General features: G+C 72.0%; 14 protein-coding genes. 9 read left to right on the top strand and 5 right to left on the bottom strand.

Annotation, left to right across the window (positions count from 1 at the left end; all coding sequences use genetic code 11):
• Positions 1-368: transposase (locus L2C96_RS43285; RefSeq protein WP_372491325.1), on the top strand; the 368-nt coding region annotated here is incomplete at its 5' end.
• 147 nt (positions 369-515) lie between these two features.
• Positions 516-2105 carry an acyl--CoA ligase family protein gene (locus tag L2C96_RS43280; RefSeq protein ID WP_237340206.1) on the top strand — a complete coding sequence of 530 codons (1590 nt, stop codon included), beginning with the start codon at positions 516-518 and terminating at the stop codon, positions 2103-2105.
• A 241-nt stretch (positions 2106-2346) separates the two neighbouring features.
• Here L2C96_RS43280 and L2C96_RS43275 read toward each other — a convergent pair whose 3' ends face one another.
• The gene (locus tag L2C96_RS43275; RefSeq protein ID WP_237340205.1) at positions 2347-2625 is read right to left on the bottom strand and encodes a hypothetical protein; all 279 of its coding nucleotides are present in this window, start codon (positions 2623-2625) and stop codon (positions 2347-2349) included.
• Positions 2626-2813: 188 nt separating this feature from the next.
• Complete coding sequence (locus L2C96_RS43270) at positions 2814-3215, bottom strand: NUDIX hydrolase (protein WP_237340204.1); 402 nt, start codon at positions 3213-3215, stop codon at positions 2814-2816.
• Positions 3216-3387: 172 nt separating this feature from the next.
• On the opposite strand from L2C96_RS43270, the gene L2C96_RS43265 reads away from it, so the two are divergent.
• Genes L2C96_RS43265 through L2C96_RS43250 form a run of 4 tightly spaced genes read left to right on the top strand, consistent with a single transcriptional unit; the run spans position 3388 to position 5670 of the window.
• The gene (locus L2C96_RS43265) at positions 3388-3552 is read left to right on the top strand and encodes a hypothetical protein (protein ID WP_017986942.1); all 165 of its coding nucleotides are present in this window, start codon (positions 3388-3390) and stop codon (positions 3550-3552) included.
• Positions 3553-3573: 21 nt separating this feature from the next.
• Entirely contained in the window at positions 3574-4134 is a 561-nt protein-coding gene (locus L2C96_RS43260) for a PH domain-containing protein (RefSeq protein ID WP_020420917.1), read from the top strand.
• Between the two features lie 46 nt (positions 4135-4180).
• Positions 4181-5038, top strand: coding sequence for a PHP domain-containing protein (locus L2C96_RS43255; RefSeq protein ID WP_027936276.1), 858 nt, complete (start codon positions 4181-4183; stop codon positions 5036-5038).
• Between the two features lie 2 nt (positions 5039-5040).
• Positions 5041-5670 carry a MarC family protein gene (locus tag L2C96_RS43250; RefSeq protein WP_017986945.1) on the top strand — a complete coding sequence of 210 codons (630 nt, stop codon included), beginning with the start codon at positions 5041-5043 and terminating at the stop codon, positions 5668-5670.
• Between the two features lie 427 nt (positions 5671-6097).
• Here the strand turns inward: L2C96_RS43250 and L2C96_RS43245 are convergent, their stop codons facing one another.
• Positions 6098-7525: a hypothetical protein gene (locus tag L2C96_RS43245; protein WP_237340203.1), complete on the bottom strand. Its 1428-nt coding sequence runs from the start codon at positions 7523-7525 to the stop codon at positions 6098-6100.
• 17 nt (positions 7526-7542) lie between these two features.
• Positions 7543-8274: an ESX secretion-associated protein EspG gene (locus L2C96_RS43240; RefSeq protein WP_237340202.1), complete on the bottom strand. Its 732-nt coding sequence runs from the start codon at positions 8272-8274 to the stop codon at positions 7543-7545.
• Positions 8275-8373: 99 nt separating this feature from the next.
• On the opposite strand from L2C96_RS43240, the gene L2C96_RS43235 reads away from it, so the two are divergent.
• Positions 8374-9231, top strand: coding sequence for a RecB family exonuclease (locus L2C96_RS43235; RefSeq protein ID WP_237340201.1), 858 nt, complete (start codon positions 8374-8376; stop codon positions 9229-9231).
• 348 nt (positions 9232-9579) lie between these two features.
• Here the strand turns inward: L2C96_RS43235 and L2C96_RS43230 are convergent, their stop codons facing one another.
• A complete protein-coding gene (locus tag L2C96_RS43230) occupies positions 9580-10137 on the bottom strand; it encodes a TetR/AcrR family transcriptional regulator (RefSeq protein WP_237340200.1) in 558 nt (185 codons plus the stop codon).
• 122 nt (positions 10138-10259) lie between these two features.
• On the opposite strand from L2C96_RS43230, the gene L2C96_RS43225 reads away from it, so the two are divergent.
• Entirely contained in the window at positions 10260-11009 is a 750-nt protein-coding gene (locus L2C96_RS43225; protein WP_237340199.1) for an SDR family oxidoreductase, read from the top strand.
• Positions 11010-11054: 45 nt separating this feature from the next.
• The gene (locus L2C96_RS43220) at positions 11055-11429 is read left to right on the top strand and encodes a hypothetical protein (RefSeq protein ID WP_237340198.1); all 375 of its coding nucleotides are present in this window, start codon (positions 11055-11057) and stop codon (positions 11427-11429) included.
• Positions 11430-11499 lie beyond the last annotated feature (70 nt).

Below are 11499 nucleotides of genomic sequence, written 5' to 3'. Positions count from 1 at the left end.
GCTGGACCACCAAGATCCACCGTGTCGTCGACGGAAACGGACGCGCACTGGTCACGCTGCTGACACCAGGCCAGGCCGGGGACTCGCCGATGTTCGAACCGCTGATGGCCCACCTGCAGGTGCCTCGCCTGCGCGGCGGGCGAGCACGGACCCGCCCCGACCGGGTGCGCGGGGACAAGGCCTACTCCTCCCGCGCCATCCACACATATCTCCGACGGCGGAAGATCCAGGCGGTCATTCCCGAACCCGCCGACCAAGCCCGACACCGCAAACGCCGCGGCTCCCGCGGCGGACGACCACCCGCCTTCCACGCCCACGACTACCGCGGCCGCAACGTCATCGAACGCGACTTCAACCAGCTCAAATAATGGCGCGGCATTGCCACCCGCTACGACAAACTCGCCACCCTCTACCGCGCCGCCATCCTCATCCACGACACCATCACCTGGACAAAGGCATTGTCAGACACGCCCTAGCTGTTGTGTGCCGGCGGCCACTGCGGTGAGGATGTGGTCATGGCTGACACGTGGTTCACCCCGCTGACCCCGCTGGCCTTCCTGGAGCGCTCCGCCGAGGTCTTCCCGGACAAGGACGCGATCGTCTACGGCGAGCGCCGCGTGACCTACCGCGAGTTCGCCGCGGAGGCCACCCGCGTGGCGCACGCGTTGCGGGCGAGCGGGGTCGGGCCGGGGGACCGCGTGGCCTACCTGCTGCCGAACATCCCGGAGATGCTGGTCGCGCACTTCGCGGTGCCGCTCGCGGGCGCGGTGCTGGTGGCGATCAACACCCGGCTCGCGCCGGCCGAGATCCGCTACATCCTGGAGCACTCCGGGGCGAAGGTGCTGGTGGTGGACGCCGCGCTGCACGCGTCGGTGCCGCCCGGCACCGGTGTGGACGTCGTGACGGTGGTGGACGGCGCGGAGCCGGACCCGGCCGTCGGCGGCATCACCTACGACGAGCTGCTGGCGCGGGGCAGCGACGAGCCGCTGCCGTGGAGCGTCGCGGACGAGCGGTCGACGATCTCGATCAACTACACGTCCGGGACCACCGGCAGGCCGAAGGGCGTCCAGTACCACCACCGCGGCGCGTACCTGAACTCGCTGGCCGAGATCATCCACTCGGGGCACACGCCGGAGTCGAAGTACCTGTGGACGTTGCCGATGTTCCACTGCAACGGCTGGTGCACGACCTGGGCGGTCACCGCCATCGGCGGCACGCACGTGTGCCTGCGGGCGGTCGACGCGGCCGAGATCTGGCGCCTGCTGGACGGCGAGGGGATCACCCACCTCAACGGCGCGCCGACGGTGCTGAACACGATCGCCGGGTACTCGGGGGCGCACCCGCTGCCGCGGGAGGTCGTGGTGACCACCGCGGGGGCGCCGCCGTCGCCGACCGTGATCCGGCGGATGACGGACCTGGGCGCGCGGCTGGTGCACGTGTACGGGCTGACCGAGACGTACGGGCCGTACACGGTGTGCGAGGCGCAGGAGGGGTGGGTCAAGCTCGACATCGCCGAGCGGAGCCGGCTGATGGCGCGGCAGGGCGTCGGGATGCTGGTGACCGACGGGATCCGGGTGGTGGACGAGCAGATGCGCGACGTGCCCCGCGACGGTGTCACGATGGGCGAGGTCGTGATGCGCGGGAACAACGTGATGTCCGGTTACTTCGCCGACCCCGAGGCGACGGAGAAAGCGTTTCGCGGCGGGTGGTTCCACTCGGGTGACCTGGGCGTGTGGCACCCGGACGGCTACATCCAGCTGCGTGACCGGGCGAAGGACATCATCGTCTCCGGTGGCGAGAACATCTCCACGATCGAGGTGGAGGCGGCGCTGGACTCGCACGAGGCCGTCGCGGAGGTCGCGGTGGTCGGCGTGCCGGACGAGAAGTGGGGCGAGCGGCCGAAGGCGTACGTCGTGCTGCGCCCAGGTGCGACGGCCACGGCGGACGAGCTGCGGGCGCACGTGCGGGAGCAGATCGCGCGGTTCAAGGTGCCCGACCAGGTCGAGTTCGTGGACGCGCTGCCCAAGACTTCGACGGGGAAGATCCAGAAGTTCCAGCTGCGCGAACGCGAGTGGGGTGGTTCGGAGTCCCGGATCCAGGGCTGATCGCGGCGGATTGCTCTCAGCGGCGGGTCCGCGCCCTGCCCGCCTGCCGTGAGGGCTGCGCCGCTGAGGGAACGGGCTGCGCCATCGGGTCGCGCCCCTGCCGCATCGGGTCTCGGCACCGCCGCGAGTGGCCCCCACTGCCGCAACGGGCCGCAAGGACCGTCGCGACCGACCAAACCACCGCCGCAAGCGGCCAGCTAGGCCCCGTGACCGGCCAACTCGACACCGATGCGCGCCGGCTTCACTGCCGCGACCGGCCGCGCCACTGCCGCAAACCGGCCGGCTCGCCGCCGCAACAGGCCGGCTCGCCGCCGCAGCCGGCTAACTGGGCCTCGTGACCGGCCAACTCGGCACCGCTGCGCGCCGGCTCCACTGCCGCGACCCGCCGCGCCACCACCGCGACGAGCCGCGCCACTGCCGCGACCCGCCGCGCCACAACCGCGACCGGCCGCGCCACTGCCGCGACGAGCCGCGGCACCGCCGCATTGGGCTGAGCCACCGCCGCATTGGGCCGCGCCACCGCCGCGACTGGCCGGCGCACCACTGCCGACCCGCCAACCCGCTGCCGCGACCGCCACTGCCGCGCCGGGGCGCGTTGGCCCCCCGGGCAGCGTGCTTCCCATCTCAGGGCACATGCCGACAGTTCCGGCCGCCGAGCCCACCGTTCCGAGCGCCAGACGCACCGGCATCGAGCCGCGGAAAGCGCCCTCAGCAGCGCGGCAGCATCTCCCAGCCACGCAGCGTGTCAGCCAAGCCGTCCGTCAGCGCGAGTACCGCGAAGGCCGCCTCGTCGACCCAGCGCACCTCGGCCGCGTCGTCGCCGGCGCGCAGCGAACCGCCTGCCACCTCGCAGGTGTAGTCGTGGATCTCGTAGCGGCCGCGGATCACGTGGCCCACCAGCGCGCCGGGGCGCACGACGAGCCCGGTTTCCTCGCGCATCTCCCGGATCAGCGCCTCGCTGTCCGTTTCGCCTGGTTCGACGCGTCCGCCGGGGATCGACCACAGTCCGCGTCCGGGGTCGTTCGCGCGCCGGACGAGCAGCAGGCGGCCCGCTTGATCGTGCAAGATCCCGCCTACGCAGCGCACGGGAACCCGGCCGGTCGCGCTCATGAGGGCAGCCTAACCCGGGCGCGGTGGAAGCGGAGAGTAACCAACCGATTAGATCACAGCCGGACACTGACCCAAGCGCGGGACTTACCTCCCGTAACCCTGCGGAGTGCGGTACAACGTTACTGGTGAGCTTGCCAGTCCGATGCCGGAGTAAGAGACGGGATTGATCGTTGTGAACGCGAAGAAGATTGCCGGGCTCGTGGGTATCGCGTTGGTGCTGTTCTTCGTGATCGCCCAGCCGGGCAACGCGGCCAACCTGGTCAGCAACATCGTCGACTTCCTGCGTGAATCGGCCGAGGCCGTCATCACCTTCGTCAGCAACGTGTTCACTTCGTAGGCGGCCGGATAGGCTGGCTTGATGTTCGCCCCACGGGATCCCGACGAGTACCTGCTCGACACCGAGCGGCGCGTGGTGCGGGTCCGCAGGCACTGGGCATTCCTGGCCTGGGACACCTTCGAGACGATCGCCCTGCTCGCGATCTGCGTGATGGTGTCCTACCTGCTGCCACCGTCCCTGTGGGTCGTCCAGAACATCCTCTGGTACGCGGCGCTGCTCGTGGTCGTCGTGTACGCGTTCAAGGTCATCGAGTGGTGGGTCGAGCGCCTGGTGGTCACGGACAAACGGTTCGTGCTCACCAGCGGCGTCATCACCACCAAGGTCGCGATGATGCCGATCTCGAAGGTCACCGACCTGACCTACGAGCGCTCCGCGTGGGGCCGGATGTTCGGCTACGGCACGGTCGTCGTCGAGTCGGCCGGTCAGATCCAGGCGCTGAACCGGATCGAGTTCCTGCCGAGCCCGGAGGATTTCTACGACACCATCTCCGAACTCGTCTTCGGCGACAAGCACAAGCAGAGCGAGCGCTTCTCCATGATCAAGGCCCAGCGCCTCGCGCGCGGCAAGAAGATCGTCGGTTGACACGTCGTTGTGCCTGGTCGGCCGTGTGCCGACCGGGTAGGCGACAATGATTCCGATGCGCATCGACCTGCACACCCATTCCACCGTGTCGGACGGCACCGACACGCCCGCCGAACTCGTGGCGACGGCCGCCGCCGCGGGGCTCGACGTGGTCGCGCTGACCGACCACGACACCACGGCAGGCTGGGCCGCCGCGGCCGCGGCGCTCCCGTCCGGCCTCACGCTCGTGCCCGGCGCCGAGCTGTCGTGCGTGAGCAGCCTCGGCATCAGCATCCACCTGCTGGCCTACCTGTTCGACCCGGCGTCCCCGGCGATCGTCGAAGAGCAGACGCGGCTGCGGCAGGAGCGCCGCACCCGGCTGCGCGCGATGGCGGTGCGGATGGCCGCCGACGGCCTGCCGATCGACGCCGACGAGCTCCTCGAATCCCTCGGCCCGGACTCCCCGGCAGGCCGGCCGCACCTCGCGCAGGCCCTGGTGCGCGCCGGGCTGGTGACGAGCGTGGACCAGGCGTTCGCCGAGTACCTGGGCGCAGGCCGCGGCTACTACCTGCCGCGGCAGGACACGCCGGTGGAGCGGGCGATCGAGATGATCGCCGAGGCCGGCGGCGTCACCGTGTTCGCGCACCCGTTCGCGCGCAGCCGCGGGCGGATCGTGTCCGCCGACTACATCGCCGGGCTGGCGGAGCTCGGGCTGACCGGGCTGGAGGTCGACCACCCCAACCACGACGAGCCGACGCGCGCCGAGCTGCGCGGGCTGGCCGGTGAGCTGGGGCTGGTGCAGACCGGGTCGAGCGACTACCACGGCACGAACAAGACCATCCCGATCGGCGCGGAGAACACCGATCCCGAGCAGTTCGAGGCGCTCATCGACAAGGCGTCCGGCGCGCAGATCGTGGTGGGCTGACCTTGGCGGTCGCCGACCTCTTCGACGCGAAGCTGTTCCTGGAAGCGTCGATCACGCTGGTCGTGATCATGGACCCGCCGGGGACCGTGCCGGTGTTCCTCAGCCTGGTCGGCCGGAAGCCACCGGCGGTGCGGGCGCGGGCGGCGCGGCAGGCGGTGCTGGTGTCGCTGCTGGTGATCTCGCTGTTCGCGATCGCGGGGCAGGCGATCCTGGCGTACCTCGGGATCGGGGTGCCCGCGCTGCAGGGCGCCGGCGGGCTGCTCCTGCTGCTCATCGCGCTGGACCTGCTGACCGGCCGCGGCGCGACGAGCGAGCCGAACGTGGTGGAGGACGTGAACGTCGCGCTGGTGCCGCTGGGCACCCCGCTGCTGGCCGGACCGGGCGCGATCGCCGCGACGATCGTCTTCGTGCGGCAGGCGTCCGGGCACGTGGGCGCGTACGTCGCGCTGGCCTGCGCGATCGTCGCCGTGCACATCGTCATCTACGCGTGCATGCGGTTCTCCGGCGTGGTCATCCGGCTGATCAAGGAAAGCGGTATCACGCTGCTCGCGAAGATCGCGGGCCTGCTGCTGGCCGCGATCGCCGTGGAGCTGGTCGCGAACTCCGTGAGAGGCTTCATCGAAGGCGGCTGACGGGTCACCGCCGCGGGCAGGTGCTGCTTCCCCGGATGCGGATGCCTGCGATGCCAGGCCTCGTCCCTCACTGCACCGGGCCGGCCTCCGCCGTGAACCTCCGTCTGGGCGCCGGTTGCCGCGCGAGCGAGTCGCGGGTTGCTGGGGGAGCTGCCCGTGCTAGCCGCAGTCGGCTTCGTTGGGGCGGAGTCTTTCCCATCGCGGGCCAACGGTGCCTGTGGGCGCCGGCCGCGCGGGGCCGGACCGGCTGGTCATCGGTCCCGGCTGGCGAGGGGGTCTGGCTGCCGAGGCGCCGGTTGCCGTTCCCCTGGGGCGGTCACCTGGCGATGCCGCCATCGGCGCCGGCCCCGAGGGCATGCCTGCTGGGTCAGCTCCCGGCACGCGGCAGCGCGCGAGCGAGTCGCGGCCTGCCGCCGTGCCGGCTCCGTCAGCCGCCGATCACGGGTGGGCTGATGCGGTTCCCGTTCTCGTCCGTGCCGCCCTCGTGGCCGAAGATGCTGTCCGGGTCGTCCTCGAGCAGGTACGCGGGCCGCTCGTGGTCCTTGTCCTCGTCCTTCTTCGAGTTTCCCGCCGGGCCGGCCAGGTGCGAACCGGACGCGCCCGCCTTGCCCGCGGCTCCGGCGCGTCCGCTGTTCGCGCTCTCCGCAGCCGCCCTGGCGCCCGGCTCCCCGATCCCGGCCCGGCGGCCCGCGGCCTCCTGACCTGCGCCGAGACGGCCCGCGGCGCCACCCCCGGCGGCCCGGCCGCCGACCCCGGCCCGCGGCACGGCACCGGCCCGGCCGCCGGAGCCCGAACCGGGGCGCGGTGACGTGCGCGTCTGGTCGCCCTGGCCCGGCGCGACCGGCATCATGCCCGCACCGCCCGACAGCCCCGAGCTGCCGGGCACCGTCGCGGCGGGGGAGCGGCCCCAGCCACCGGTGTGGTCGCTGAACCCGGGGGACGGCGACGCGCCCGTGGCCGTGCCGATCCCGGGCAGCGGCGTCGTCGGCGGCGCGATGCTCCCGGTGGTCCGCACCCCGCCCGGCGCGCCGCCCATCGGGCCGACGCCGCCCGAGCTGGACGCCGTCGTGTTGTCGTTGGCGGCGAACGTCGGGCTGGTGGCGGCGCCGGTGTCGGGCTGCGTGGTCGGCGTGGCATACACGGGCTGGGTCGAACCGCCGGCGTGCAGCATCACGTCCCGCTGCGCCACCACCGCCGCGGCCTCCAGCTGGGCCTGGTGCTGCAGCGCGGCCTGGTTCTGCATGTCGTTCATGGTGGCGCTGGCGCCCTCCCAGTCACCGCTCGCGAGCTGCTGCCGAGCGGCGGCGATCGACTCGTCGACCGACTTGCCCGCGGGCTCCGGCATGCTGTTGCGGGCCTGGGACAGCGCCGCGGACGTCTGCGAATACCGGTTCGCCGACAGGAACGCCGCGTCCTTCGAGGTGTCCGCCCAGGTCGCGAGGGTGTTGAAGTAGCCGAAGGCGGTGTTCGCGCCGTCGCCCTGCCAGCCGGCCTGCTCCTTGGCGACCCCCTGCCGGAGCGCGGAGGCCATCTCGCCGAACGCGTTGCCGAGGTCGTTGACGATGATGCCCTGCTCGTCGACCTCCTCGGGGGAAACGCCCTCGGTGACCATGTCCTTCAGCTTCTGGTGCGGCATGCGCTCGTAGATGTGGTCCGACGGCGGCAGCCCGTCGCGGTACCCGCCGCCCTCGGCCTGCAGCTTCCGCGTGTAGACCTGGCCGGACTTGACCGAGTAGTCGCCCGCGACCTGCTCGGCGTCCGGCCCGAAGAACTTGCCCGCGGACCTGCCCGCGGTGTCGGCGTAGACCTCCGACTCGTACCGGCGCCGCGAGTACCCGTTGTCGGGCTGCGTCATGACTTCCTCCCCTGGTGTCAACGATTCGCCGCGGTCAGGTGCTGGTTGACGTGGTCGCGCACCCACTGGCCGATGCGGGCCCGGTCGGCGGGCGTGAAGGTGTGCCGCTGCGCGCCGTCGGGCAGTTGCTCCACCGTGGTGAAGAACCGGCCGTCCGAGGTGTCGAACCAGGTCAGGCGGCCCGCGTCCACCCCGCGGACCGAGCACGAAACCACCCCGGCGCGCAGCGGGGGCGCCGCGAAGTACCGGTCCGCCACGCGCTTCTCCCGCGGCGGCTCGCCGCCGAACAGCTCGCCCCCGCCGCGCGCCTGCGACACATAGGTCACCGGCGCGATGCGCACCGGCGGCACCTCCGGCAGCGGTTCGAGCAGTTGCGGAAGCACCTGGCCCGCGCGCAGCTCGGCGAACCTGACGTTGTCGCCGCTCTGCCGGCTCAGCACACCGCGCTCGCCGCTCCAGCCGCCGCGCGACAGGACCTTCTCGTCGCGCGTCAGCTCGGCCACGACCTGGGTGACGAGGACGTCCGGCCGCGCCCACAGTCGCAGCAGGTCCTCGAACTCGCCGCGCAGCCGGTCACGCGACATGCGCCCGAGGCGGTGCCAGTGGTCGAACACGCGCTGCCGCTGCTCGGCGCGCTCGGACCGGGTCCCGCTGACGAACGGGATCCGGTGCGGGTAGACGAACCTCCCGAGGCCCAGCTCCTCGTCGAGGATGTCCAGTTCGGCCGGCGCCGTTTCGAACGTCAACACGCATTGCCCCCTGCTCCGAATGCCAACCGCCCAGATCATATGCGCCGCGGGCCGTGGGCGGAGCCGAAAGTGTCGGGGGTGGTGCGTACGGTAGTGGACGTGGAGCAACTGGGGTTCGAGTTCGCGGTCCAGCCGCGGCGGTTGACGAAGGTGAGTCCGGCGCGACTGGCCACCTTCGCGGACTGCCCGCGCCGGTACCGGATGGCCTACCTCGACCGGCCGACCCCGCAGCGCACCGGCCCGTGGGCGCACAGCACGCTCGGCGCGGTCGTGCACAACGCGTTGCGTGCGTTGTTCGACGTGCCGCCGGCGCGGCGCACGCCGGAGCGTGCTGCGGCGCTGCTTTCGGAGCACTGGCAGGACGGCGGGTTCGCCGACGCCGACCAGGCCGCGACGTACCGCGCCCGCGCCAAGGAGTGGGTCGCCGAGTACGTCGAGCACCACGACGTGACCAGCGACCCGGTCGGCATCGAGCGGTGGGTGTCCGCGCCGGTGAACCCGGAGCCCGGGCAGCCCGCGTCGATGATCATCGAGGGGCGCGCGGACCGGATCGACCAGCGCGGCGGTGAGCTGGTGATCGTCGACTACAAGACCGGCCGCCGCGCGCCGGACGAGTACGAGGCCCGCAGTTCCCAGGCGCTGGCGATGTACGCGGTCGCGGCCGAGCGCACCCTGCGGCGGCCGTGCCGCAAGGTCGAGCTGCACCACCTGCCCAGCGGCACGGTCGCGGAGGCGACGCACACGCCGGAGAGCCTGCAGCGGCACCTGCGCCGCGCCGAGGAGACCGCTGAGGACGTCCGGCTGGCCACGGACACGCTGGACGCAGGCGCCGACGCCGACGCGGTGTTCCCCGCACGCCCCGACCGCCGCTGCGCCTGGTGCGACTTCCGGCCCAGCTGCGAGGCAGGGCAGCAGGCCGCCCCGGCGGCGAAGCCCTGGGAGCTGTTGGCGCCGTAGGGGTGGGGGCTGGTGCGGTTGGGCCGCCCTGGTGGCGAAGTTCTGGGAGTTGTTGGCGCGGTAGGGGTGGGGTGTTTGGGGCTGGCGGGGTTGGGCCGCCCTGGGGCGAAGTCGTGGGAGTTGTTGGCGCCGTAGGGGTGGGGTGCGTGGGGCTGGCGGCGTCGGGCCGCCCTGGTGGCGAAGTCCTGGGAGCTGTTGGCGCCGTAGGGGCGGGCTGGCGCGGTTGAGCCACCCTGGTGGCGAGGTTCTGGCAGGCGCTGCCGCCATTGGCTGTGCTGGTCGTGGAGGCTTGACTATCAACGCGCTGTGGACGCAAGCGGCCGCAGGCCCCAAACACCCGGCCACGAATCAAGTCGCGCCACCCTCCACCGCGTGGTCGCCGAAGGCTGCGGCTTGTGCCTGCGCGATGAGATCCGGCAGCGAGGTCTTCCCGTCCTCCTCGGCCCACCGCACCAGCGCCGTGTGCATCGCGGCCAAGCAGGCGCCGGCCGCCGCCCGGACGCGGAACGCGGCCTCGGGGTCCGCCGCGCCGAGGGCGTCCACGATCGCCTCCTGCAGGGCGTAGTGGTTGTCCAGGTGCCTGGCCCGCAGCGCAGGTGTCGAGATCATCAGCCGGAGCCGCGCGAGCAAGTGCTGCCTCGTCGCGGGGTCGCCATCGGTCAGCGTCGCCGTCGCGTCGACGAGCGCGCTGCAGATTCGACGTACCAGCGGCTGTGCCGGTGAGGTGGCGGCGAGCCGCTCGCCGACGAGACGGCCGTGCTGGTCGGCGAGCACGAGGTCTTCCTTCGTGGGGAAGTGCCGGTACACGGTCATGGCCGAGACGCCCGCGGCCACGGCCACGTCGTTCACCGTCGTCGTGTCGTAGCCGCGTTCGGTGAACAGCCGCACCGCGTGCGCCTGGATCATGCGCTGCGTCTCGGCTCGTCGTCGCGCTCGCAACGTTGATTGCCGCTCAACCACGTGGTAGACAGTACCGCATTGGTAGTCACTAACATTTTGGTAGCAGCTAACAAACTGGGGTGATCGGTATGCGGACGGCTTTGGTGACGGGAGCATCGCGTGGCATCGGACGGGCGATCGCGGCCCGCCTCGCGGCGCAGGGGGTGCTGGTGGTCGTGCACTTCGGCACGGACGCGGAGGGCGCGGCGGCGACGGTCGCCGAGATCGAACGCGACGGTGGGAGCGCGTCCGCCGTCGGGGCACGGCTGGGCGTGGACGGCGACGTCGAAACGCTCTTCACGGGAGTCGAGTCGGCCCTGGCGGGGCGGCCGCTGGACATCCTCGTCAACAACGCCGCGGCCGCACCGGCCGGACCGCTCGGAGCCACGACGCGGGCCGAGTTCGACCACCTCTTCGCCGTGAACGTGCGCGCGCCCTACTTCGTCATCCAGCGCGCGTTGCCGCTGCTCCGCGACGGTGGTCGCATCATCACGATCTCGTCGGTCGTGACCCGGATGGCCAACCCGGACCAAACCTCGTTCGCCATGACGAAGGGGGCGGTGGAAACGATGAGCATGACCTTGGCCAACGAGCTCGGCGCCCGGGGAATCACGGTGAACGCGGTCGCTCCCGGCGCCACGCGGACGGCGACCAACGGCTCCGCGTTCGCGGCCCCGGGCCTGGCCGAGTTCATCGCCGCCTCCACCGCGATGAACCGCCTGGGCGAACCGGGCGACATCGCCGACGTGGTCGCGTTCCTCGCTTCCGACGCCGCGCGCTGGATCACCGGTCAGGTCATCGACGCGAGTGGCGGACTGTTCCTCGGACCGCGCCTCTGACCGGGATCCCCGGTGCGGGTGGTCCCGCTTCTGCCCGTCGCGGGCATGGTGGAATCCTCGGAGTTCCCGGTCGAGGAGTGGAACAGGGTGAGCGAGGACATGACGGACACCGAAGAGCTGCCGCTGGCCCCGGCGCGTGGTCGCACCCGGGTGGCGCGGTGGTGGCGCGGCTTCACCGGCTCGCTCGCGGCCGGCCTCGTCGCGCTGGCGGTGCTCGTCCTGGGCGCTGGTCTGCTGTGCGCCTTCCTCGACGTCCCCGGCCCGGGCGCGGCGCCGATGATCGGGCACCCCATCGCCGCCGTGCTGGCTCTCCTCGCGCAGCGCGTCGCGGATCGCAGCCGGGGGGTTGTGGCGGCGGTTGCCGGAGTGGTGGTGCTCGCGCTGGCCCTGACCGCGCTGTGGACCTTCTGGTGGGCCTAGGGCGTGTCTGACAATGATCGCGGTTGGTGGCTGGGATGCTGCTGGTCGTGTCGCGGTTTCAGATGCTCTC

Origin of the sequence: Amycolatopsis tucumanensis, assembly GCF_021654135.1 — a bacterium.
GTDB classification, from domain to species: Bacteria; Actinomycetota; Actinomycetes; order Mycobacteriales; family Pseudonocardiaceae; genus Amycolatopsis_E; species Amycolatopsis_E tucumanensis.
Note: the sequence above shows the minus strand (reverse complement) of the source record. Positions and strands in the feature narration are given on the sequence as shown.